The organism is Myxococcus qinghaiensis (genome assembly GCF_024198215.1).
Lineage (GTDB): Bacteria > Myxococcota > Myxococcia > Myxococcales > Myxococcaceae > Myxococcus > Myxococcus qinghaiensis.
Window position 1 is genome coordinate 85,621 of record NZ_JAKCFA010000017.1, and the last position, 23,394, is coordinate 109,014.

Below are 23,394 nucleotides of genomic sequence, written 5' to 3' on the forward strand. Positions count from 1 at the left end.
TGCCTCGACGTGCGCCATGTCTCGCGACTAGCGTTGAGACATCGCCAACTCGTGCAAGGGGTCTTCCGATGCTCGGTGGTACCGGCCGTGAACTCGCGGAGCTGCTGCATCCCATCACTCCGGAGGAGTTCCTCGCCGAGTACTGGGAGAAGAAGGCGCTCTTCGTCCGGGGCACGCCCGGGAAGTTCAAGGGGCTGTTCGACCGCGAGCGGTTCGACCGGGCCATCCTCCACGCGGGCTTCGACAAGCGAGCGCCCGCGTCGTTCGGCATCCACGCCTTCTGGCGCAACCGTCACGACCAGTACGCCGCCATCCAGATTGAGCCACAGCAGGTCCGCGAGGCGCTCACCTCGCGCACCACCGTCTGCGTCAACGACATCGGCGCGGGGGACGCGGGGCTCGCGCGCTTCGCGGCCGACATCAAGCGCCAGCTCCAGCTCACGAGCCCCGTCCGCTTCAACTGCTACCTGTCCCCGCCGGGCGAGGGCCTGGACACGCACTACGACGCGCGCCACGCGATGGTCATCCAGATTGAGGGCCGCAAGCAGTGGCGGTACTCGCGCCTGCCCGCCGCGAACTACCCGCTGCGCAACGCCATCGTCGAGCAGGACGGCCGAGTCCGACAGAGCGACGGCAAGCCCATCAAGGACGTGGCCTCCCCGGATACGAGCCAGTTCGAGGAGGTGCTCCTGGAGCCTGGCGACCTGCTCTACCTGCCGCCGGGCTGCTGGCACGACGCGAAGGCCAACACCGAGTCCTCCCTCGCGATGAACATGGCCTGCGAGACGGTGGGCTTCTTCGGCATCCTCGGCCCGGAGCTGGAGCGCGTGCTCCAGGGGCGCGTGGAGTGGCGCGCCCTCGTCCCCGCCTCGCTTGCCTCGCCCACCATGGGCGGCGCCATGCCCCCCGAGGTGCGGCGGTTCATCTCCACCCGGCTGGAGGAGCTGCAGTCACTGCTCGGCAAGCTGGCGGCGGATGACACGGAGCTGGAGCGCCTGTGGCGACGCGCCACCACCACCAGTCCTCAACCCGCCCCGGCGCGCCAGACGGCGGAGACACCGCTCCAGCCCGACGTCGTCCTGGTGCGCACCGAGCCCTATCCCCTCGTCTACGCCGCGCGCCCCGCCACGCCGGGCACCACGATGTCCATGGTGTATGTCTATGGCGCGAACACGGAGGTCGCCCTCGGTGGAGACGCGCTGCCCCTGATACGCGCCCTCTCCGAGCGACAGCGCTTCTCCCTGGCCGAGGTGGAGATGTGGACGGGCGGCCTCCGGCTCGAGCAGGCCCACGAGGTCCTCAAGGTGCTCGTGGCCCGGGGCCTGCTCCGTCCCGAGTAGGCGCTACGGAAGCCCGCCCGGATTGAGCAAGCCGTCCGGGTCCAGCTCCCGTCGCAGCGCCTTCAGCCGCGCATACGCATCACCGTAGAAGCGCTGCATCAACTCCGGCGTCAGTTCGTTGCAGCCATAGAGGTAGGGCCGCCCTCCCAATTCCAGACAGCGCGCCAGGAAGTCACGGTGCGCCTGTCGGGCCAGCTCCGCCTTCGCGTCCTCTCCGGGTTCGATGCGGTAGTAGACGCCGATGCCGTAGAGCCTCGAAGCCGTCGTCCCAATCGAGCGGATGTCGAACGGCCAGCGCACCTCGCCCCGCTTCAACGCCAGCATCCGCACCAGACAGTTGTCGTCCCAGATGCGCTCGCGCGGACCGGCCTCCAGGTATTGCACGAAGGCCTTCAGCCCCTCGTAGTCGAAGCAGTAGTCGCTCCAGTACTGGCGAGGCAGCGTGTCCAGGGGCCCATCGGCCCGCGTCCGCGCCTGGATGAAGTAGCCGGGGCGGACGAGCAGGTGTGTGCGCCGCTGCGCCTGCTTCTCCAGCGGCCCGGGGATGGGGGTGGACGCGGCCTTCGCCTCGTCCTCGTGACTGGCACCGAAGACACTCTGCACCTGCCCGCGCTTCTGCTGTCCGAAGAAGTGGTCCGGTGAGCCCCCGTCGAAGTCCGCCGTCCACGCCAGGGACTCCACCAGCGCGCCCAGCGAGTCGAACTCGTTGAGTTGCACCCGCACCGCCGGACGATACGCATGCGTCCGCATGACGACGCGCTCGATGACGCCCACCTGTCCGAAACCCCCGAGCGCGTACTGGAACAGCTCACCGTCCTCCGTCCGCGAGCACCAACGCGCGGAGCCATCCGGCAGGATGAGGCGCAGCCGCTCCACCTGGTCCAGGTGCGCGCCGTACTGCAGCGAGCGCGCGCCATAACCCGCGACGGACAGCGTGCCGCCCAGCGCCGTGGCCATGTGGTCCGTGAGCACGGGCGCGGTGCGGCCCACCATGTTGAGCGCCGCCTCCAGCTCGCCCCAGCGCGTGCGCGTGGTGACTTCCACCGTGCCATCCTCGTTCACCAGGATGTCGGGCTCGCCCCCCACGTTCTCCACCACGATGCCGCCGTCACTGAGCGACTGCGCTCGCAGCGAGTGGCCGGAGCCTCGGACCGTGACGGGGACACCGCGCTCGCGCGCCACCCGCAGCGTGTGGACCAGGTCCTGCTCGCTCCAGGCACGCACCACCACGGCCGGATGCCGCTGCTGGATGCCGCCGAAGTCGTGGCTGTAGGGCCGCAGCTCCAACGGTGAAGACAGGATGGGTTGTCTGACGCCGGCGCCGAGCGCCTTCACGAGTGCGTCTTTCTCTACCGCCGACATCTCCATGCTTCACACTCCGGAAGAACCCCGCGTCGCGCACCCGCCGCCACGGCGCTCGGCCGTAGCATGACCCAGGATGGCCCGAGACAGACAGGCCACCGTGAAAGCAGCGAAACAAGAAGCTGTTACAGTCGCTGGCAGTGCACCTGAGCGCCATGGGCGCCCCGAAGGACAGGCGATGCGCTTCCTCTTCACGTCCCTCACCAGCTACGGCTCCCTCGGTCCCGCCATCTCCGTGGCACTGGAGCTGCGCCAGCGCGGCCACGAGGTGGCCTTCGCCACCGGCCCCACCATGAGCCCGCTTTTGGAACGAGTGGGCCTGCGACGCATTCCTCGCGGCAAGGAGGACGGCCCCAGCTTCGTCGTCGAGCGCACCGCCAACCCGCTGGAGCAGGCCCGGCAGGTGAAACACATCGAATACGCCCTCACCGAGTTCTCCGCCGACGTGCTCGTGGGACAGGCCATGGCCTTCGGCGCGGTGCTCGCGGGCGCCCGACACCAGATTCCCTCGGCGGTCATCGGCCTGGCCGCCAGCATCCTGCCCACCGACGCCATGCTGGAGCGGATGTCCCCCGAGTTCCGCGCCTACCAGGTCCACCGGCTGGCCGGCACGCTCCCCTATGACGAGTTCCTCAAGGACCGCTACGCGCGGCTGATGGAGTCCTACGATTTGGGCCGTGAGATGTTCTGGCTGCCCAAGCGGGACGTCCCCTCCAGCCAGTCACCGCTGCTGGGAGACCTGCACCTGCTCCAGACTGTCGAGGAGCTCGAGGGCCCGCTGGACGTGCTGCCCGAAGTCACGCACCTGGTGGGCAGCCTCGGCTGGGATTTCATCGAGCCGAACCTGGAGCTGGAGCAATGGCTGGCGGAGGCGCGCGACTCGGGAGAGCCCCTCCTCTATGCGCAGCCCGGACGCGTGTTCAACTCCCCCGGCTTCTGGGAGGAATTGCGCGACGCGCTCGGAGACAAACCCATCCGGGTGGCGGCCTCCACCGGCCGGTTGGACCGCGAGGTGGGACACGTGCCCGCCAACTTCTTCGTGCGGCCCCATGTCCCCCAGGCCGCGGTGCTGCCCTTTGCCCAGGGCATCATCTCCAGCAGCACCACGGCCGCCGTGCTCGGCGCGCTCACCCATGGACTGCCCCTGTTTCTCATCCCAGGCGGCGGCGGCGGAGAGCAGTCTGATTTGACCCTCCGCTGTCTGGCCGCGGGCGTCGCCGTGCACCTGCGTCCCGAGGATGTCTCCGTCGCCCGTCTCGCGGAGCAGGTGGACGCGCTGCGAGACAACGCCTCCTTGAGACACCATGCGCGGAGGCTCCAACACGCCTTCGCCCAGGCCCCGGGAAGCGCTGGCGCAGCGTCCCTGCTGGAGCGGCTCGCCGTCGAAAGGCGCCCCCTCCTTCGCACGCGGACGCAACCCCCGGTTCATGAAGTTTTGTGACGAGAACTCCCTGAATTCCGGCAATACATTCAAGTATCAGTGAAAAATGATACCCCTGCCTTGCCGGCGGTTCGTTAGTCAACTCATACTGGGCTTTCTCGGGAGGCGAGCTGGCAGGCGATTCCCGGGTGCGTTGCCGCAGGTCCCTCGCTGTACTCCCGTTGTAAAGGAGAAGCCCATGTCTGATTCCGTCAAGTCTGAGATCATCCGTGCGTGGAAGGACGAGGAGTTCCGCAACAACCTGTCCGAGTCCGAGCGGGACCTCATCCCCGCCAACCCGGCCGGCATCCTGGAGCTGACCGACGAAGTCCTCGGCGTTGCCTCGGGCGGTCTGGCCGCGGCCAGCTGCGACTGGTGCAGCTGCTAGTCTCAATCAGGACCGTGCTTCACTGCCCACAAGGCAGTGGAGCCGCCTGAGATGTCTCGCGTTCTCACAGTGCCTCCAGTGCCCACACCCCTGGCGGGAGCCACCTTGGCGAAGGGCCATTCATGAGCGCGCCCCCCTCCTCCATCTTCCGCACGGGCGCCTTGGAGCGCTTCGTCCAGGGACGCTCCCAGTTGGTGCTCCCCGCGTTCGTCGCACCGCGCGCCCAGGCCCTGATGTGGTTGGCGCTCGTGCTGGTGTTGGGCTGCGGTGCCCTTGCATGGAGCGCCCAGGTCCCCCGCTTCGAGTCCGGCGTGGCCATCGTCGTGGAGGGCACGCGCGTCAGTTCCCTGGCCCGGCCGGGTGAGCCGCTGCTGCTCGTCTTCCTGTCGCACCAGTCGCTCCCCGCGCTCCGGCCCCAGCAGCCGCTCGTCGTGGAGCCCTCGTCCCCCGCCGCACGCCTGCGCGCGGAGGTGCTCGCCGTGGAGCCGCGACTGCTGAGCCCCCAGGCCGCGCGGGAGCGCTTCGGCGTGGACCTGGTGCCGTCGCGGCTCGACGCGGCTCCCTCCGCCGTCCTCGTCGCGCGGCTGAGCACATCGCCCGAGGGCCCGTCGCCGTCCGACTTCCTGGGCGGAACCTTCCCGGTGAGCGTCCGTGTGGGCTCGCAGCGACTCATCGAGCTGCTTGCGTTCAACCGTGACGCCGCGCGGAGCCACGGTCGATGAGCCTTCCGACCAGGCCCGCCGCGCCGCCCTCGGAGTCCACCGCACAGTCCTCGGCTTCGGCCACGGAGCCCACCGCGCCTCCCTCGGCTTCGGCCACGGAGCCCACCACACCTCCGTCGGCTTCTGCCACGCCGCCCTCGGCTTCCACCGCGCAGCCCACGGAGCCCTCGGCTTCTGCCACACAGCCCTCCGTGCCGCCCTCGGCTTCTGCCACACAGCCCTCGTCTTCCACCGCGCAGCCACCGGAGCCCACCGCGCCGCCCTCGGCATCCCCCGCGCCGTCGCCCCGGCTGTTGGACCGGGTGATGCGCCTGCTGTGGCCGCTGGTGCTGTGGTTCCGCCGTCGGCGCGTGCCCGTCATCCTCCAGCTCAGCACACGGGAGTGCGGTGGCGCGTGTCTGGCCATGGTGCTCTCGTACTACGGACGCCGCACCGCCGCGGCCGACTGTCGCGAGTGCCTGGACACCGGCCGTGACGGCGCCTCCGCGCTCGCCATCGTCCGCGCCGCACGGACGCATGGCCTCATCGCGCGGCGCTACTCCGTCACGCTGGCCAACTTCCACCGCATCCCCCTGCCCGCCATCGTCTTCTGGGAGTTCAACCACTTCCTCGTGGTGGAGCGCTGGACGCCGACCCACGTGGATGTCGTCGACCCGGCGCGCGGACGTCGCCGGCTGACGGCCGCCGAGTTCGACGCGGGCTTCACGGGCCTGGCCCTGTCGTTCGAGCCGAGCCTCCAGTTCCAGCGTCGCAAGCACTCGGGCGAGTCGTCCTGGCGCACGGTGCTGTCCTACGTGGTGGGCGTGCCGCGCTTCGGCGCGTTCCTGGGACAGATTTTCGCCGCCTCGCTGATGATGCAGGGCATCGGCCTGTCGCTGCCGCTGCTCACTCAAGTCGTCGTGGACCGCGTCCTGCCGTATCGCGCCGTGGATTTGATGACGGTGCTCGGGCTGGGGATGGGGGTGCTCGTGGTGGCGCAGGGGCTGACGAGCTACCTGCGCTCCGCGGTCATCATCTACCTGTACGCCCGCCTGGACTCGCGGATGATGCTGGGGCTGTTCGGCCACCTGCTCACCCTGCCGCTGCGCTTCTTCCAGCAGCGCACCACCGGCGATTTGCTCACGCGGCTGGGCAGCAACGTGGCCATCCGCGAGGCGCTCACCAGTCGCACGCTGTCCGTGGTGCTCGACGGCCTGTTGGTGCTCGTCTACTTCACCATCCTGCTGTTCCAGGCGCCGCTGTTCGGCATCGTCTCCATCATCATCGGCGCCATCCAAGTGGCCCTGCTGCTGAGCACCAACCAGCGCATCCATGGACTCACCCAGGAGAGCCTGACGGCGCAGTCGGAGTCGCAGAACTACCTCACCGAGGCGCTGATTGGCGTGGCCACCCTCAAGGCCTCGGGCGCAGAGCAGCGGGTGCTGGACCACTGGTCCAACCTGCTCATGAAGCACCTGAACGTGACGGTGCGCCGCAACCACCTGTCGTCGGTGCTGGACTCGGCGCTGCTGACCTTGCGCACGCTGGCCCCGCTGCTGCTCTTGTGGCTGGGCGCGCGCCAGGTGCTCGCGGGGGAGATGTCGCTGGGCACCATGCTCGCGCTCAACGCGCTGGCCGTCTCCTGCATCCAGCCGCTCGCGTCCCTCACCGCCACCGGCCAGCAACTCCAGATGGTGGGCGCGCACCTCAACCGCCTCATCGACATCCTGGAGGCCACGCCGGAGCAGTCGCTGCCGGACGTGAAGCCCATCGACAAGCTGTCCGGCCAGGTGGAGCTCAAGGACGTCAGCTTCCGCTACTCGCCCGAGGGGCCCGTCGTCCTCGACGGGATTTCGCTGAGCATCCAGCCTGGGCAGAAGGTGGCGCTGGTGGGACGCAGCGGCTCCGGCAAGACGACGCTGGCCATGCTGCTGCTCGGCCTGCACGAGCCCTCCACGGGCGAAATCCTCTACGACGGCCAGCCGATGCAGTCGCTGGACTACGTCATGCTGCGTGGGCAGTTCGGCGCAGTGCTCCAGGAGCCGTTCCTCTTCAGCGGCTCGCTCCGGGAGAACATCACCTTCAGCGACCCGTCCCTCCCATTGGAGCAGGTGATGGAGGCCGCGAAGCTGGCCGTCATCCATGACGACATCGAGAAGATGCCCATGGGCTACGAGACGGTCATCTCCGGCTCGGGCGGCTCCGGGCTCTCAGGTGGACAGCGGCAGCGGCTCGCGGTGGCCCGGGCGCTGGTGCGCAAGCCCGCGCTGCTGCTGTTGGACGAGGCCACCAGCCAGCTCGACGTGCTCACCGAGAGCACGTTGGACGAGAACCTGGGGGCGCTGTCCTGCACGCGCATCCTCATCGCCCACCGGCTCAGCACCGTGCGCGACGCGGACCTCATCCTCGTGCTGGACGGCGGCAAGCTCGTCGAGCGCGGCACCCACGTGGAGCTGATGGGCCGTGAGGGCCACTACGTGGAGCTGGTGCGCAAGCAGCTCTCGGAAGACGCCCCCGGCAAGGTGGCCGCCGAGCTCCCCCCTCACTCCCAGCGGCTCAGCGGCTGAGCTCCATCCCCGACACGCAACGAAGAGAGGCTCCCCCTGCGTCTGTCCATGGAAGACTATCTGCGGCTCGCCGTGCCGTTCGTCCCGCCAGCGCTCGTCTCGCCCGAAGCGCTGCGGCCCATCCTCGGCATCGCCCGGCAGCTGCCCCCGTGCGCGAGCAGCGGCTTCGAGTGCAGGCTGGGTGACGACGCACCGGTGGGCGACTTCCTCATCAACCTGCTCGCCGCCGATGGCACCCGCGCCGCCTTCGCGGGGCACCACCCCGACTACCACCCGCCCGACGCGTTCCTGCACAGCCCCGTCTGGCAGCGGGTGCGCGACTACTGCCGCACGTGGGCCAGTCCCACCTCGCCCCTGCACCGGCGGGTGAGGGACATGTGGCTGGAGTTCGACCTTCAGGAACTGGAGGGCGAGGTTCCCATCCCCGGCGTCTTCTTCGGGCCGGAGCAGCCTCCGGAGGACCTGCTCGACACGGTGCGCGGCAGCCTGGAGCTGCTGCGCGGCCCCGGGCGCGCGGACATTCCCCCCGCGATGCTGCGCTGTCTGGAGCTGCTGCCGGGCCCGCCCCGCATCGAGCAGGTGGGGATGATGTTCTCCCGGCACACGGACGCGCTGCGGCTGTGCATCCGCGGGCTGCCCCATCAGGGCCTGGGCACCGCGCTGCGCGACGCGGGTTGGCCGGGCGAGGCCGATGTTCTCGACGCGCTCCTGGAGGAGACGCGGCCCTTCGTGGACGACTTCACGCTCGACATCGACGTGGGTGATGGCATCCACCCCAAGCTCGGCCTGGAGTGCATCCTGGACCAGGACCCCAGCCCGGCCCGCTGGCAGCGGTGGTTGGACACGCTGGTGGCGCAGGGGCTGTGCACGCCGCTCAAGCGCGATGCGCTGATGACCTGGGCGGGCGTGCAGAGCTCGCTCACCCATCCCGGACAGTGGCCGGAGAACCTGGTGCGCGCCAGCGAGCGGATGCCCGGTCAGCACAGCGGCTTCGCTCGCCGCATCAACCACGTGAAGCTCATCCACCAACCCGGACAGCCGCTCCAGGTGAAGGCCTATCTCGCCTTCCGGCACTACTGGTTGCGCAACCCCTCCCGCCCGCTGGCCACCTGACGACCGGCGCGGTGCCACCCAGGTGGTCCCCTCCGAACGCGGCACTCCTCGACCTCCACCATGTCCCAGCCGCCGCCCGACCTCGCCTGGTACCACGCCCTCACGCTCACCGAGCGCATCGCCTCCCTGCGCGCCCACCCGGACACGCCGGGCGGCTCGGTGGATGCGGCCCTGGCGGAGCGCCGGCTCAAGCGCTGGCGTGAGAAGCCCCCGCTCTCCGACGACGCCCTCTTCGCGCAGCGGCTGGCCTCCGCGGGCATCTCCGAGGACACGCTGCGACGGCTGCTCGGTGAGCCCATCGAGGCCGTGCGCGCCCGCATCCCCGTCGCGCCCGCGTGGATGCACGACGTGGAAGAGGCCCTGGCGCGGCCCGCTCCCACCACGCGCCTGCCCTACCCCGCGTCGTATGTGAACAGCCCGAACGCGGCGCTCATCGTCGCCGCGGAGCCCTTCCTGCGTCAGGGCTTCGAGCGACTCCAGGCCGGAATCTCGGCGCTCGCCGCCTCGGGAGCGCCGCTGCCCTTCGACCCGGAGACGGTGGGCGCGGTGCTCTTCGCCTCGCTGCCTCCCACCGTGCTGGACTTGCTGAGCCGCACGCTCGTGTTGGAGCTGCACGTGGCTCGCCTGTCGGAGCTGCTCGATGGCCAGACGCCGCCGGAGCGCTTCCAGTCCTTCGTGAAGCGGCTGCGACAGCCCGACGTCCTCGCCGCGCTGTACCGCGAGTACCCGGTGTTGGCTCGCAACCTGGTGACACGTGTCACCCTGTGGGTCGACACGAGCCTGGAGTTCCTCCAGCGGCTGAGCGCGGACCAGGAGGCGCTGCGCCAGGTGCTGCATGCCGGCAAGGCGCTGGGGCAGCTCACCGAGCTGAAGGCGGGGCTGGGAGACATCCACCGGGGCGGCCACTCGGTGGCGCGCGTCACGTTCTCCTCCGGGCTCACCGTCATCTACAAGCCTCGCTCGCTGGCGACAGACCACCACTTCCATGCGCTGCTGGAGTGGGTGAACGCGCGCGGTGTCTCCACGCCCTTCCCGCTCACCCCTCGCGTCGAGCGCGGTGGCTACGGCTGGGTCCAGTGCGTGGAGGCCGAGACGTGCACCGACGAGGCGCAGGTCCACCGCTTCTACCAGCGCCACGGCGGCTACCTGGCGCTGCTGTACCTGCTGGACGGCACGGACTTCCACTTCGAGAACGTCATCGCCGCCGGTGAGCACCCGGTGCTCATCGACCTGGAGTCGCTGCTGCATCCACCCCTGCGGCTGATGGAGCAGGCGGACCTGTTGCTTCGCGAGCAGGAGGTGTTCGCCTCCGTGCTGCGCGTGGGGCTCCTGCCGGGCCGGGCGTGGGAGGACGCGCGCACGGCGGGCGTGGACATCAGCGGCATGGGCAACCCGGAGGGCCACGCGGGCAACCGCAACGCCCCGATGATGGAGGGCGCCGGCACGGACGAGCTGCACTACACGCGCAAGCCCCGCGCCTTCCGTCGAGGCCTCAACCGCCCCACGCTCAACGGCGAGGACGTGGACCTGTTCCACTACCAGGACAGCGTCGTGCGCGGCTTCTCGGAGGTCTACACGCTGCTGCGCCAGCACCGGGACTCGCTGCTGGGCGAGTGGGGCCTGCTGACGCGCTTCGCCCACGTGGAGGTGCGCACGCTGCTGCGGCCCACGTTCGTCTACAAGACGATGCTCATGGAGAGCCACCACCCGGACCTCCTGCGCAACGCGCTGGACCGGGACCGCTTCTTCGAGCGGCTGTGGCTCGACACGGACCGCTTCCCGTTCCTCGCGCAGGTCAACCAGGCGGAGCGCCAGTCGCTGGAGCGCGGTGACGTGCCGCTCTTCACCACGGTGCCCGACAGCACGAGCGTCTGGGGCGAGCCCGGCGAGGAGATTCCCGGCGTCTTCGACGAGCGGGGACTGGAGCGCCTGAAGAAGCAGGTGGACCGGCTGGGCGAGCAGGACTTCGAGAAGCAGGTCTGGGCCATCCGCGCCTCCTTCGCCACGCTGGGCATCGAAGCGGACCCGCTCCGGCTCGCGCGCCATGAGCCCGTCCCGGGCACCACCCCGCTCACCCGCGAGCAGCTGCTCGACGCGGCCCGCGCGCTGGGAGACCGGCTGGAGATTCTGGCGGTGGGCGGCCGTGAGGAGTGCTCCTGGTTCGGCCTGACGCTGGGCTGGAACCGGCAGTGGAGGCTGAGTCCCCTGGGACTGGACCTCTACGGTGGACTGCCCGGCGTGGCGCTCTTCCTGGCGACATTGGGCGAGGTGACGGGCGAGGCCCGCTACACGGAGCTGGCCTGGGGCGCCGTCCACACCATGGTGCGCAAGCACGGCGAGCCCCGCCATCAGCCGGCGTCGGTGGGAGGCTTCCTCGGGTGGGGCGGGCTGCTCTACACGTACACGCAGCTCGGCACGCTGTGGCGGCGGCCGGACCTGCTGGACCATGCGGCGACGTGCGTGGCGCGGCTGGAGCCGCTCATCGAGCAGGACGCGAACTTCGACATCCTGGATGGCGCGGCCGGATGCATCCTGGCGCTCGCGGCGCTGCACCGCACGGCGCCCTCCGAGCATGTGCTCGCGGTGGCCCGACGCTGCGGTGAGCACCTGCTGGCGAGCGCCCGCGCGCAGAAGGTAGGCGTGGGCTGGCACTCGCGGCTGGAGCCTGACGCGGCGCTGACGGGCTTCGCCCATGGCACCGCGGGCATCGCCCTGGCGCTGGTGGAGCTGCATGCGCTCACCGGCGAGGCGCGCTTTCTGGAGACGGCACGACAGGCGCTGGCCTACGAGCGCTCGTGCTTCGTGCCCGAGAAGGACAACTGGCTCGACTTGCGAGGCCGGCCCGAGACGCCGCGCTTCAAGACGTCCTGGTGCCACGGCTCCACGGGCATCGGCCTGGGACGGCTCGCGTCCCTGCGACACCTGGAGGACGGCGTGGCTCGCGAGGAGCTCGCCGCGGCGCTCCGGGATACCCGGGCACTGGGCCTGGGACGCGACCACTCGCTGTGCCATGGCGACCCGGGCAGCCTGGAGCTGCTGCTGGCCTCGCGCGAGGCGGCCGGCGGGGACGTGGCGACGGACGACGAGCTGGGGCGCTGGGGCGCCACACTGCTGGCGAGCGCCAGGAAGCATGGCTGGCTCTCCGGCGTCCCCCTGGGTGTGGAGACACCTGGCTTCATGGTGGGGCTTTCTGGAACCGGCTACGCGCTGCTGCGCCTGGCCGAGCCCCATCGAGTACCCTCGGTGCTGGTGATGGAAGCGCCGCGACAGGGCGCGCGACGGTGAGCGTGGGCGGCGGAGTCGCTCGAGGCGACCCGCGAGAGTTTTCGGAGGATGGAATGACGACGACGGCGAGCGGTACGCAGCCCCCCAGTGCCCCGGAAGCAGGTTTCCTGGCGGGCACCCCCGGCGTGGACACGGGCAAGGCCCTCATCACGCTGGAAGGGCTGACGAAGGTGTTCGAGACGGAGGAGGTGGAGACGCACGCGCTCTCCAACATCCACCTCGACATCCGCCAGGGTGAGTGGGTGGCGATTGTCGGGCCCTCGGGCTCCGGCAAGTCCACGCTGCTCGCCGTGCTGGGGTTGCTCGACACGACGACGCGCGGCACGTACCTGCTCGACGGCAAGAGCGTGCTCGACTTGTCCGCGTCGGACCGCGCGCTGGTGCGCAACCGGCACATCGGCTTCATCTTCCAGAGCTTCAACCTCATCGGCGATTTGACGGTGTTCGAGAACGTGGAGCTGCCCCTGACGTACCGGGGCATGCCCGCCGCCGAGCGCAAGCAGCGGGTCGAGCGCGCGCTGGACAAGGTCGGCATGGCGCACCGTGCGCGGCACATGCCGGGGCAGCTCTCCGGCGGTCAGCAGCAGCGTGTCGCCGTGGCGCGCGCCGTCGCGGGAGACCCGCTCATCCTCCTGGCGGACGAGCCCACCGGTAACCTCGACTCCAAGAATGGCGAGGCGGTGATGCAGTTGCTGTCCGAGCTGCACAAGGGCGGAGCCACCATCTGCATGGTGACGCACGACCCGGCGCACGCGCGAGTCGCCACGCGCACGGTGAGCCTCTTCGACGGCAAGGTCACCCTCGACGAGCGGCGCTGACGTGCGACGGGCTCCGACGACTTCACCGTGCACCACTGTTATCCTCAAGTTCTCCGCAACCCACGCATCCCCGGAAGGCGTCCGCCCGCCGGACTCCGGTGCCCGTCAGCTCCCTCCTGACGGCGCGACACGCCCAAGACACTGACCATGGACACCTTCCTTCAGGACATGCGGTACGCGGTGCGCGGGCTCGTGCGCGACAGGGCCTTCACGCTGGTGGCGGTGTTGACGCTGGCCCTGGGCATCGGCGCCAACACGGTCATCTTCAGCTTCCTCGACGCGCTGATGCTGCGGCCCTTCGACTTCCCGCAGCTCGACAGGCTCATCTTCCTCGTCGAGGCCACGCCGGGGTATGCGCGCAACCAGCTCTCCGCCGCGGTGGTGGATGAACTGCACCGCAATCCCCAGTCCCTGGAGCGCGTGTCCGCCTTCCAGACGTGGGACTTGAACCTCACCGGGACGAATGAGCCCGAGCGGCTCGTCGGCTACCGCGTCACGTCCGATTTCTTCGGCGTGCTGGGCGTGGGTGCCGCCCAGGGCCGCACGCTGCAACCGGATGAAGGTGAGCCCGGCCACGAGCGGGTGGTGGTGCTGAGCCACGCGCTGTGGGAGCGGCGCTTCGGCGCGGACCCCGGCATGGTGGGCCGCTCGGTGACGCTGGATGGTGAGCCCTACATGGTGGTGGGGGTGATGCCCTCCGACTTCCGCTTCCCCAAGGCCGCGCAGCTCTGGGTGCCCACCGCGCTGCCCGCCAACGCGCAGACGATGTGGAGCGAGCACTCCTACCAGGCCGTGGGCCGACTCAAGGAGGGCCTGTCGGTGCAGTCGGCGCGCTCGCAGCTGGCGCTGCTGGAGCCGCGCATGGCGGAGCTGGACCCGGGCCATCGGGTGTCCGCGATTCCCCTGCGGGAGTACGGCGATGGGCCGATTCGATTGATGCTCTGGGTGCTGATGGCGGCCACCGCGCTGGTGCTGGGCGTCGCGTGCGCCAACGTGGCGGGCATGCTGCTGGCCCGGGCGGCGCGCAGGGCCCAGGAGATGGCCATCCGTGGCGCGCTCGGCGCGGGGCAGGCCCGGCTCACCAGGCAGTTGCTCACGGAGAGCCTGCTGCTGGCGCTGCTCGGGGCCGGAGGTGGCCTGCTGCTGGCGCTGTGGGGCATCGGCCTGATGCGGGCGGGTGTTCCCGCGGACGTGGGGCGCTTCGTGCCCGGCTGGCACAAGGTGGGCCTGGATGGACGGGTGCTCGCCTTCACGCTGGCGGCGGCCGTCGTCGCCACGCTGGCCTTCGGACTGGCCCCCGCGCTGCGCGCCTCCAAGGTGCAGCCCGCGGATGCGCTGAGACGCGAGGGACGCGGTGGTGGCGCGGGCCGGCAGCGGCTGCGGCAGATGCTGGTGGCCGCGCAGCTGGCGTTCGCCCTGGTGCTCACCGTGTGCGCGGCGCTCAACGCGCGCAGCTTCGGCGCGATGATGGAGGCGCCCGCGGGCTTCGACCGTGAGCGGCTGCTCACCCTGAAGTTCGGAATGAATGAGCAGCGCTACACGGACCTCGCGTCGGTGGTGCGCTTCCAGGACGAGGCGCTGGCGAAGGTCGCCACCCTCCCCGGCGTGCAGGGCGTGGCCGCGACGAACAATCTCCCCCTGGGCCCCAGCTGGAGCCGGGGCACGCTGCAGGTGGAGGGCGAGGCGCCGCTGGCCCAGGGCAACGTGCGCTACGTCTTCTTCCAGGTGGTGACGGAGGACTACTTCCGCGTCATGTCCATTCCCCTGCGCGAGGGCAACTTCTTCACGCCGCAGGATGGGCCGGACGCGCCCCCCGTCGTCCTGCTCAGCCAGGCCCTGGCACAGCGCCACTTCCCGGACGGGAGCGCGGTGGGCCGGCGCATCTCCATGAACGACGTGGACGGCAAGCCTGTCTGGCGCACGGTGACGGGCGTGGTGGGCGACGTGCAGGTGGCGACGTTCGGCAGCGGCGCGGGTGACTTCGCGGCGGTGTACCTGCCGCAGCGTCAGGAGACGACGCGGGACATGTACCTGGCCGTGCGCACGGCGGGAGACCCCACGGCGCTCACCCCCGCGGTGCGGCGCCTGCTGTCCGAGCTGGACGGGGAGCTGCCGATGACCAACGTGAAGCCGATGACCCAGGTCGTCAGCGAGACGCTGCTGGCCCCCCGCCTCGCGGTGGTGCTGCTGCTCGTCTTCGCGGGCGTGGCGCTCGTGCTCAGCGCGGTGGGCGTCTACGGCGTCATCTCCTACAGCGTCACCCAGCGCACGCACGAGATTGGCGTCCGGATGGCGCTGGGCGCCAAGCAGTCGGACGTGGTGTGGCTGGTGCTGCGGCAGGGCCTGCAACCCACGCTCATCGGCGTGGGGCTGGGACTGGTCGGCGCCATCGGCGCGGCGAGGGCCATGTCCGGGCTCCTCTACGGCGTGAGCTCCTTCGAGCCCGTGCTCTTCGCGGGCATGGCCCTCTTCCTCGTCATCGTGGCACTGCTCGCCACGCTGATTCCCGTCCGTCACGCCATCCGCGTGGACCCCATCATCGCCCTGCGCGACGAGTAGGCCCGCGCTTCACGTCGTCCGTTTCACGTCGTCAATGAAGGACGGTTACTCCGCCACTCATTGACGACGTGCCCCCAGGCTCACGGGCCCGGAGGAGCCGGGCGAAGCTCAGGCCGGCGCCGCGTCGGGCTGCCGGTCCGGGTGGGACGCCTGGAACGCGGGAAGCTCCGCACAGGCCGCTTCGATTCTCAGCAGCGTGGGGTACGGCGTCATGTCCAGCGCGAACCGGCGCGCGCCGTACAGCTGCGGAACGAGGCACACGTCCGCCAGCGTCACCGTGTCGCCCACGCAGTAACGCCCGGCGGTGGGCTGCACCATCTGCTCCAGCGCCTCCAGGCCTCGGGTGCACCAGTGCGCTCCCCACGCCTTGTCGTCGCCCTTGAGCTCGTTCTTGACGCGCTGGAGCACGCCCAGGTTGTGCAGGGGCTGGATGCCGGAGTTGACGTACTCGGCCAGCATCCGCGCTCGGGCGCGCAGGTACGCGTCCTCCGGGAAGAACGACGGCGACGGGAAGCGCTCCTGCAAGTAGTCGAGGATGGCCAGCGACTGGGACAGCCGGCGCACGGTGCCGTCGGCCTCCGTCCACTCCAGCGTGGGCACCGTCCGCATGGGGTTGAGCGCGCGGTACGCGTCCGAGTGCTGCTGGCCGCCGTCCTGGAGCAGGTGCACCGGCACGTACTCGAAGTCCACGCCCTTGAGGCGCAGGCCCAGCCGCACCCGCCACGAGGCGGAGGAGCGCCAGTAGTTGTGCAGCCTCGGGGCCTTCATGACGTCTTCACCACCTTCTGGGAGATGCGACCGAAGACGCTCTGCCCGTCCTCGCCCGTCATCTCGATGTCGATGGTGTCGCCGGGCTTCATGAAGGGCGTCTTCGGCTTGCCCTCTTCAATCGTCTCAATCATGCGCTGCTCGGCGAGGCAGGAGATGCCCCGGGCGCGGTCCACGTTGGACACGGTGCCGCTGCCCAGGATGGTGCCCGCCGTGTAGCCGCGCGTCTTGCACAGGTGCTGGATGAGCTCGAAGAAGGAGAAGTGCATCTCCGGGCCCGCGTCGGTGTCACCCACCTGCACGCCGTTGAGCACCGAGCGCAGCCGCAGGTGGATGCGGCCCTCGCGCCAGGCCGGGCCAATCTCGTCCGGCGTCACCGCGAACGGACTGAAGGCCGTGGCGGGCTTGCTCTGGAAGAAGCCGAAGCCCTTGGCCAGCTCGTCCGGGATGAGGTTGCGCAGCGACACGTCGTTGGCCAGCATCAGCAGCTTGACGTGCTTCTCCGCGTCCGCGGCCTTGGTGCCCCGAGGCGTGTCGCCGAGGATGACGCAGACCTCGCTCTCGAAATCCAGACCCCACGCCTCGTCCGGCAGGGGGATGTCGGCGGTGGGCGCCAGGAACTCGCCGGAGCCGCCCTGGTACACCAGCGGGTCCGTCTTCAGCGTGGCCGGCGGCTCCGCGTTGCGCGCCTTGCGCACCAGCAGGACGTGGTTGATGTAGGCGCTGCCATCAATCCACTCGTAGGCGCGCGGCAGCGGCGCATGCAGGGCCGACTGCTCCAACGGGCGACTCTGCACCGCGCCGGCCTCCAGCTGCGCGGCGAGCGCGCGCAGGAGCGGCTCCTTCGTGTCCCAGTCATCCAGCGCCGCCTGCAGCGTCAGGGCGACATTGGTGGCCAGCGCATAGGCCGAGTTGTCCCGCTTGACGACGATGAGCCGCCCATCACGGGTTCCATCCTTGAGCGTCGCGAGCTTCAATCCCGGGCTCCCCGCGGCCCGGTGGAAAAAGCGGGGGCCGCCTCATGTGCTCGGCTTTTCCGCCGGGGCCCCCAGGGTGTCAAGCACAGGGCGCGAATGCGCCGCGGCAATCGTCACGGCGCGAAAAAAGTGTCCCCATGGCAGCCCCTGAAGCGACGGCATGTCCAGGCCGCTCAGAAAATGCGGACCGCTCGCGACGGAAATCTACCAGCAGCTGGAGCGTGCCGGCAGCTGCGCGAAATAGTTGTTGCCCATGTTGCTGTCCCACTGGCCATGGGACGTCGCGGCCAGGGAGATGTCCCACGCGTTCTGATTCCCGTTGGAGTTGAAGGCGTAGAAGAAGAGGTCGTTCTCCACCGCCGAGGGCTGCTGGCACACCCAGACGCCATCCTGGCCTCCGTTGGCGAAGTGCTCGGCGCACTGGGGCAGGTTCTGGTACTGCATGCACTTGATGCAGGCGCGCGGCCCCGCGTTCAGGAAGACATAGGCATCGTTGTTCGTGCCCGCGCTGGCGGCCAGCGTCTGCTGACGGCCGTTGAGCTGGATGTAGATGGAGATTTGATTGTCCGGGTACAGGCCGCGCAGATAGCCCCGGTACGCGACGGTGAGCGTCGCCAGGCGACCGGGCAGCCGGCGCGTGTGGCGGATGACCTCGAAGGGCCCCGTCGTCGCGGAGTCGTACACGCTGCAGATGGGGTAGTCCGGCGGATAGTCGGAGGCGCGCGCGGAAGAGACGGGGAGCAGCAGGGACAGCGCCAGCACGGCCAGGAATGTCTGCGAGAGCTTCATGGATGGGACCTTGAGCAGGTGCGAAGAGCGCACGGAGTTCACGCACCGGCCTAGCATGTGCCGCCCACGTGTCGGAAGACGGGGCGCCCGCCTCGTCGGCCGCTGGACGGGCAGGCTTCCCCGCACGCTCGAGGGGCAGGAGGGAAACGGAGCGCGCGCGGCTGTTGAAGGCTGAGTCGGCACACAGGGGACGTGCGTCGGCCCCTCCCCTTGGCGGCGTCCCGTCCGACACCCAACCTTGCCGGAAGGACGGAACGCGCGGCCAACCGCATCGCAGGGGCGCTGCGGAGGTGGAGCTCGAGGACACTGAATGGCTGAAGGCTTCCAATACGCCGGCGCCGTTCCAGGAGAGCCACAGTCCGGCCGCCGACTGGACAACCGGTTCGAGCTGGCCCAACGCCTGAAGGCCGGACGTGGAATCTCCACCTGGGATGGGGTGGACCTCCGCACCGGAGAGCGCGTCGCCATCAAGGTGACGTCGTCCACGGCGCTCGTCCCGGCGGCGCGGCACCGGCTGGAGCACGAGGCCGCCGTCCTCGCCCATCTGGACAGCCCCTTCATCGTCCCGGTGCGACACCTGGGCACCTCCGGGGAGTGGCTCTATCTGGTGACGCCCTGGCTCCAGGGCGAGACGCTGGAGGCCCGCCTGTCGCACGGTGTCCTGAGCGTCCCGGAGGCGCTCGCGCTGGGCCGGGACTTGCTGTCCGCGCTGGCCGAAGCCCACCGCCATGGCGTCCTGCACCGGGACGTGAAGCCCACCAACCTCATCGTCTCCGGCCAGCCGCTCTCCAGCGCCACGCTGATTGATTTCGGGCTCGCGCGCAGCGAGCGGTTGGACCCTTCGCTGAGGGATTTGCCGGTGGGCACCGCGCGCTATCTGTCGCCGGAGCAGGCCGGCCTGCTGCATCGACCGGTGGAGGCCACGTCGGACCTGTACTCGGCGGGCGTCGTCCTGTTCGAGGCCCTCTCCGGCGGGCCCGTCTTCGCGGGCGACTCCGTGGGCGAGGTGCTGCGCCAGCATCTGGCGGCCCGGCCCCGGCTGCGCGCCGTGGGCGTGGAGGCGCCGCGCGCGCTCGAGGAGGTCATCTCCCGCCTGTTGCAGACGGACCCGTCGGACCGCTACCAGTCGGCCAGCTCCGCGCTCGCGGACCTGATGGAGCTGGAGGAGGCGCTCGCGCGGGGCCAGGTGGAGCCCGCGCTCGTCACGGGCGCCAGGGATGCGCGACGCAGCCTGGCCGAGCCGTCCTTCGTGGGCCGTCACGAGGAGGTGGCCACACTGGAGCGGGAACTGGAGCAGACGCTGACGGAGCCGGGACGACTCGTCCTCGTCGAGGCCGAGTCGGGGGGAGGCAAGAGCCGGCTGCTCGACGAGCTCGCGGCCAGGGCGGCCCGCCACCATGCGTGGGTGTTGCAGGGCCAGGCGCAGGACCAGGCCGCGCGCCGTCCGTTCCAGCTCTTCGCCGGCGTGGCCACGGGCATCGCCCAGGTCCTCCAGTCGAAGCCGACCCTCACCGAGCCCCTGCGCGAGAGGCTCGCGGGACAGGAGGTCAGCCTGTGCACGGTGCTGCCGCAACTGGAGCCCGTGTTGTGCCCGACCTCTCCCGAGCCCGCGCGAGGCCTGGGGCCGGAGTCCCTGGGCGAGAGCCGGAGCATCTGGGCGCTCACCGCGCTCTTGTCGGCGCTGGGCACGCGGGATGAGCCCACCGTCGTGGTGCTGGATGATTGCCAGTGGGCGGATGAGCTGACGCTGCGGGCGTTGGAGGCCTGGTCTCAGGCGCGGCGACAGGGCAAGGGACGCGTGCTCGTCGTCCTCGCGTTTCGCGGCGAGGACATCGGCCCCACGCACCTGCTGCGCAGACTCGCGCCCACCGCGCACCTGAAGCTGGCCTCCTTCGGCGCCGCGGAGGTGACGCGGCTGGCGGAGTCCATGGCCGGCGCGCTGCCACCAGAGGCGACAGAGTTGGTGGCGCGGTTGTCCGAGGGCAACCCCTTCATGGCCAGCGCGGTGCTGCACGGGCTCGTGGAGGATGGCGTGCTCGTGTCCGGCGCCTCCGGGTGGCAGGTGCAGCCGGAGGCCATGGCGCACGCGCGCTCGTCGCGGCAGGCCGCCACCTTCCTCGTGCGCCGCTTGCGTTTGCTTCCCCTGGTGGCGCGGCGGCTCCTGTCGGTGGGCGCGGTGTTGGGCAAGTCCTTCGAGCTGGCGCGGGTGGCGGCGCTGTCGGGCACCTCGCCAGAGGAGCTTGGCGCCGCGCTGGAGGAGCCTCGCCGCCGGCACATGCTGTGGGGAGAAGGCACGCGCTACACCTTCGTGCACGACAAGCTGCGCGAGGTGCTGCTGGACATGCTGACGCCGCAGCGGCGTCGGGAGCTGCACCGGCTGGCGGCGCGCTCGGCGGCGAGCCAGTTGCCACAGGACTCGTTCGAGCTGGCCTATCACTTCGACGCGGCGGGTGAGTACGCACAGGCGCTGCCCCACGCGCTGGTGGCCGCGGAGCTGGCGCGCAGGCGCTTCGCGCTGGAGATGGCGGAGCTGAACTATCGCATCGCCGAACGGGGCGCGGCGGGCGCGGACGCGGGCACGCGCTTCCGCGTCGCCTCCGGCCTGGGCAACGTCCTCATGCTGCGCGGACGCTACGAGGAGTCGCGCCAGCAACTGGAGCGCGCCCAGGCCCTGGCGCGGGACAAACAGGAGCAGGCGCGTGTCCTGGGCCACCTGGGAGAGCTGGCCTTCAAGCGCGGCGACTTCGGTGAGGCGACGCTCGCGCTGGAGCAGGGCCTGAAGCTGATGGGCCGGTGGGTGCCTCCCGGGGGCGTGCTCACCGGCGCGAGCGCCGTCTGGGAAATCCTGGCGCAGGCGGCGCATACGGTGGCGCCGCGCAGGTTCCTCTCCCGCAGACCGCTCGCGGGCGGGGAGAGCGACCTCCAGGCGGTGCGCCTCTACAGCCGGCTCGCCTATGGCTACTGGTACCGGCGCGGACGCATGGCGGTGTTGTGGGCGCACCTGCGGGACCTGAACCTCGCGGAGCGCTACCCACCGACGCCGGAGCTGGCGCAGGCGTACTCGGAGCACTCGCCCGCGCTCACCACGCTGCCCTGGTTCCAGCGCGCCTTCGCGTACGCGGAGAAGTCCCTGGCGATGCGCCAGGAGCAGAGTGACGTGTGGGGCCAGGGCCAGACGCTGCACTTCTACGGGTTGGCCTGCTACGCGGCCTCGCGCTTCCACGACTGCATCGAGAAGTGCAACGAGGCGATTCGGCTGCTGGAGCGCACGGGCGACCCGTGGGAGGTGAACAACGCCACGTTCCAGGTGGCCATGGCGCTCTATCGGCTGGGCCGGCTGCGCGAATCGCTGGAGACGAGCCAGCGACTGCACGCGGCGGCCCTCGCGTTGGGAGACCGCTACTCGGTGCGCCTGGGCCTGGAGGCGTGGGCCAAGGCGTCCGGCGGGAGGCTTCCGGGCGCGCTGCTGGACGGTGAGCTGACCAACTCCGACCAGCCGGACCCGCAGAGCTACGCGGGCGTGCTTCAGGCGGAGGCGCTGCGCCGGATGCGTCAGGGCGACGCCGCGGGCGCGGTGGAGGTACTGGAGCGCGCCACGCGTCTGGTGGACGAGGCCCACCTGCGTCAGGAGTACGTGGCCCCCATCGCCCCCCTGCTGGCGACGGCGCTGCGGCTGCTCGCGGAGGGCACGTCGCCCCTGGCTGCCGCGCGCCGCGAGGCCCTGCTCAAGCGCGCCGACGACACGGCACGGCGCGCCCACGCGCTGGCGCGCACCTACCGCAACAACCTCCCCCATGCGCTGCGCGAGCGGGGACTGGTGGCCGCCCTGCGAGGACAGCCCCGCGCGGCCCGGCGCTTCCTGGAGCAGTCACTGCAAGTGGCCGAGGCCCTGCAGATGCGGCACGAGCACGCCCAGAGCCTCAAGGCCCGGGGAGAGCTGGGCCGCGCGCTGGGTCAGGCCGACGCGGCGGCGGACCTCGCCACGGCCACCCGGGCGCTGGAGGAGATGGAGGAGGGCCTGTCACCGGAGGTCGCCGCGCGGGGAGGCACCCGCACCCTCTCCCTGGTGGACCGCTTTCCACGCGTGCTGGAGGCGGGCCGCAGGCTGGCGTCCGCCCTGTCGCGCGAAGCCGTGTTCGAGGCCGCGCGACAGTCCATGCTGGAGCTGCTGCGCGCCGAGCACTGCGCGGTGGTGGACCCCCGGGACTTGCCCCACGACGAGGACGCGGACGCGGTGGGCATCAGCCGCACCGCCCTCGCCCGCGCGATGGAGACGGGCCGAATCACCACGCTGGGGCAGGGACTGCCCGGAGGCGTGAGCGAGAGCATGGAGCTACTCGGCGTGCGCTCGCTGCTCTGCGCCCCCATCCAGGTGCGCGGCAAGACGGTGGCGTGCGTCGTCGCCACGCACCGACAGGTGGGCGCGCTGTTCGGTGAGCTGGAGGAGCACCTGGCGGAGTTCGTCACGGTGCTGGCCGGCGCCGCGCTGGAGAACGCGGAGAACTTCGCGCGCATCGCCGCGCTCTCCGAGGAGCAGGGCCGCCTGTACCGCGCCGAGCAGGAGGCGGTGCGCCGCCGCGATGACTTCCTCTCCATCGCCGCGCACGAGCTCAAGACGCCGCTCACCTCGCTCCAGCTCCACATTCAGGGCCTCCAGGCCCAGACCCGCGCGACGGGGGGCCACCTGCCGCCGGAGAAGCTCACCACCAAGCTGGAGTCCGCCTCCGCCCAGACGCAGCGCCTGGGGCGGCTGGTGAGCGACTTGCTGGACATCTCCCGGCTCGCCCAGGGGCAGCTCCACATCAAGCTCTCCGAGGTGGACCTGGTGGCCCTGGTCCACGGCCAGCTGGAGCGCAGCCGCGAGGCGCTCGCTCGTGCCGAGTGTCCGGTGCGCCTGCTCGCTCCCGAGCACCGCCTCGCGGGCTACTGGGACGTCATGCGTCTGGAGCAGGTGGTGGGAAACCTCCTGTCCAACGCGATGAAGTACGGCGCCGGCCAGCCGATTGAAATCACCCTGGAGCAGCGGGGCGGCCACGCGCGACTGCGGGTCAGGGACTTCGGCATCGGCATCGCCGACGAGGACCTCTCGCGCATCTTCGGGCGCTTCGAGCGCGCGGTGTCCGTGCGCCACTACGGCGGCTTCGGCCTGGGCCTGTGGATTGTGCGGGAAATCGTCCAGGCCCTGGGCGGCACCATCGACGTGGAGAGCACGCCGGGCGAAGGCTCCACCTTCACCGTCACCCTGCCCTGCTCCGGGCCACCCTCGCAGCTGGAGCCACCCGGGCCGCCCGTGCACTGAAAGCGCAC

At 70.6% G+C, this 23,394-nt stretch carries 15 protein-coding genes; 10 read left to right on the forward strand and 5 right to left on the reverse strand.

Annotation, left to right across the window (positions count from 1 at the left end):
* Positions 1-68: 68 nt before the first annotated feature.
* The gene (locus tag LZ199_RS28820; protein ID WP_253996987.1) at positions 69-1,340 is read left to right on the forward strand and encodes a JmjC domain-containing protein; all 1,272 of its coding nucleotides are present in this window, start codon (positions 69-71) and stop codon (positions 1,338-1,340) included.
* 3 nt (positions 1,341-1,343) lie between these two features.
* Here LZ199_RS28820 and LZ199_RS28825 read toward each other — a convergent pair whose 3' ends face one another.
* Positions 1,344-2,708, reverse strand: coding sequence for an FAD-binding oxidoreductase (locus tag LZ199_RS28825; protein ID WP_253996988.1), 1,365 nt, complete (start codon positions 2,706-2,708; stop codon positions 1,344-1,346).
* A 172-nt stretch (positions 2,709-2,880) separates the two neighbouring features.
* Here LZ199_RS28825 and LZ199_RS28830 point away from each other — a divergent pair, with 172 nt between their 5' ends.
* The 3 genes from LZ199_RS28830 to LZ199_RS28840 all read left to right on the forward strand — a co-directional run bounded on the left by LZ199_RS28830 (position 2,881) and on the right by LZ199_RS28840 (position 5,232).
* Complete coding sequence (locus LZ199_RS28830) at positions 2,881-4,143, forward strand: glycosyltransferase (protein WP_253996989.1); 1,263 nt, start codon at positions 2,881-2,883, stop codon at positions 4,141-4,143.
* A 178-nt stretch (positions 4,144-4,321) separates the two neighbouring features.
* A complete protein-coding gene (locus LZ199_RS28835) occupies positions 4,322-4,510 on the forward strand; it encodes a mersacidin/lichenicidin family type 2 lantibiotic (RefSeq protein ID WP_163869062.1) in 189 nt (62 codons plus the stop codon).
* Between the two features lie 122 nt (positions 4,511-4,632).
* Complete coding sequence (locus tag LZ199_RS28840; RefSeq protein ID WP_253996990.1) at positions 4,633-5,232, forward strand: hypothetical protein; 600 nt, start codon at positions 4,633-4,635, stop codon at positions 5,230-5,232.
* Here LZ199_RS28840 and LZ199_RS28845 read toward each other — a convergent pair.
* Entirely contained in the window at positions 5,198-5,593 is a 396-nt protein-coding gene (locus LZ199_RS28845; protein ID WP_253996991.1) for a hypothetical protein, read from the reverse strand. The two genes, LZ199_RS28840 and LZ199_RS28845, sit on opposite strands and share 35 nt — an antisense overlap.
* Here LZ199_RS28845 and LZ199_RS28850 point away from each other — a divergent pair.
* From LZ199_RS28850 to LZ199_RS28870, 5 genes are all read left to right on the forward strand, one after another.
* Positions 5,538-7,778, forward strand: coding sequence for a peptidase domain-containing ABC transporter (locus LZ199_RS28850; protein WP_253996992.1), 2,241 nt, complete (start codon positions 5,538-5,540; stop codon positions 7,776-7,778). The genes LZ199_RS28845 and LZ199_RS28850 overlap by 56 nt on opposite strands.
* A 48-nt stretch (positions 7,779-7,826) precedes the next feature.
* Positions 7,827-8,891 carry a hypothetical protein gene (locus tag LZ199_RS28855; protein ID WP_253996993.1) on the forward strand — a complete coding sequence of 355 codons (1,065 nt, stop codon included), beginning with the start codon at positions 7,827-7,829 and terminating at the stop codon, positions 8,889-8,891.
* Positions 8,892-8,951: 60 nt separating this feature from the next.
* Positions 8,952-12,176, forward strand: a complete 3,225-nt coding sequence (locus LZ199_RS28860) for a type 2 lanthipeptide synthetase LanM family protein (RefSeq protein WP_253996994.1) — start codon at positions 8,952-8,954, stop codon at positions 12,174-12,176.
* A gap of 53 nt (positions 12,177-12,229) precedes the next feature.
* Positions 12,230-12,994 (forward strand): ABC transporter ATP-binding protein, encoded by a 765-nt coding sequence (locus LZ199_RS28865; RefSeq protein WP_253996995.1) that lies wholly within the window; start codon positions 12,230-12,232, stop codon positions 12,992-12,994.
* A 147-nt stretch (positions 12,995-13,141) separates the two neighbouring features.
* On the forward strand, positions 13,142-15,553 hold the full coding sequence (locus LZ199_RS28870; RefSeq protein WP_253996996.1) for an ABC transporter permease: 2,412 nt from the start codon (positions 13,142-13,144) through the stop codon (positions 15,551-15,553).
* Between the two features lie 108 nt (positions 15,554-15,661).
* Here LZ199_RS28870 and maiA read toward each other — a convergent pair whose 3' ends face one another.
* From maiA to LZ199_RS28885, 3 genes are all read right to left on the reverse strand, one after another.
* Positions 15,662-16,321 (reverse strand): maleylacetoacetate isomerase, encoded by a 660-nt coding sequence (gene maiA / locus LZ199_RS28875; protein WP_253996997.1) that lies wholly within the window; start codon positions 16,319-16,321, stop codon positions 15,662-15,664.
* Positions 16,318-17,298, reverse strand: coding sequence for a fumarylacetoacetate hydrolase family protein (locus LZ199_RS28880; protein ID WP_253996998.1), 981 nt, complete (start codon positions 17,296-17,298; stop codon positions 16,318-16,320). The genes maiA and LZ199_RS28880 overlap by 4 nt, the downstream gene beginning before the upstream one ends.
* Before the next feature lie 204 nt (positions 17,299-17,502).
* Positions 17,503-18,087 (reverse strand): hypothetical protein, encoded by a 585-nt coding sequence (locus LZ199_RS28885; RefSeq protein WP_253996999.1) that lies wholly within the window; start codon positions 18,085-18,087, stop codon positions 17,503-17,505.
* 310 nt (positions 18,088-18,397) lie between these two features.
* Between LZ199_RS28885 and LZ199_RS28890 the strand changes: the two genes are divergently transcribed.
* A complete protein-coding gene (locus LZ199_RS28890) occupies positions 18,398-23,386 on the forward strand; it encodes a protein kinase domain-containing protein (RefSeq protein WP_253997000.1) in 4,989 nt (1,662 codons plus the stop codon).
* Positions 23,387-23,394 lie beyond the last annotated feature (8 nt).

Excerpts from the sequence above, each read along its gene's own strand:
- LZ199_RS28870 (WP_253996996.1), top strand. The coding sequence starts at position 13,142 with ATGGACACCTTCCTTCAGGACATGCGGTACGCGGTGCGCGGGCTCGTG.
- LZ199_RS28850 (WP_253996992.1), top strand. The coding sequence starts at position 5,538 with ATGCGCCTGCTGTGGCCGCTGGTGCTGTGGTTCCGCCGTCGGCGCGTG.
- LZ199_RS28830 (WP_253996989.1), top strand. The coding sequence starts at position 2,881 with ATGCGCTTCCTCTTCACGTCCCTCACCAGCTACGGCTCCCTCGGTCCC.
- LZ199_RS28890 (WP_253997000.1), top strand. The coding sequence starts at position 18,398 with ATGGCTGAAGGCTTCCAATACGCCGGCGCCGTTCCAGGAGAGCCACAG.
- LZ199_RS28855 (WP_253996993.1), top strand. The coding sequence starts at position 7,827 with ATGGAAGACTATCTGCGGCTCGCCGTGCCGTTCGTCCCGCCAGCGCTC.
- maiA (WP_253996997.1), bottom strand. The coding sequence starts at position 16,321 with ATGAAGGCCCCGAGGCTGCACAACTACTGGCGCTCCTCCGCCTCGTGG.
- LZ199_RS28820 (WP_253996987.1), top strand. The coding sequence starts at position 69 with ATGCTCGGTGGTACCGGCCGTGAACTCGCGGAGCTGCTGCATCCCATC.
- LZ199_RS28885 (WP_253996999.1), bottom strand. The coding sequence starts at position 18,087 with ATGAAGCTCTCGCAGACATTCCTGGCCGTGCTGGCGCTGTCCCTGCTG.
- LZ199_RS28865 (WP_253996995.1), top strand. The coding sequence starts at position 12,230 with ATGACGACGACGGCGAGCGGTACGCAGCCCCCCAGTGCCCCGGAAGCA.
- LZ199_RS28860 (WP_253996994.1), top strand. The coding sequence starts at position 8,952 with ATGTCCCAGCCGCCGCCCGACCTCGCCTGGTACCACGCCCTCACGCTC.
- LZ199_RS28840 (WP_253996990.1), top strand. The coding sequence starts at position 4,633 with ATGAGCGCGCCCCCCTCCTCCATCTTCCGCACGGGCGCCTTGGAGCGC.
- LZ199_RS28845 (WP_253996991.1), bottom strand. The coding sequence starts at position 5,593 with ATGACGGGCACGCGCCGACGGCGGAACCACAGCACCAGCGGCCACAGC.
- LZ199_RS28825 (WP_253996988.1), bottom strand. The coding sequence starts at position 2,708 with ATGGAGATGTCGGCGGTAGAGAAAGACGCACTCGTGAAGGCGCTCGGC.
- LZ199_RS28835 (WP_163869062.1), top strand. The coding sequence starts at position 4,322 with ATGTCTGATTCCGTCAAGTCTGAGATCATCCGTGCGTGGAAGGACGAG.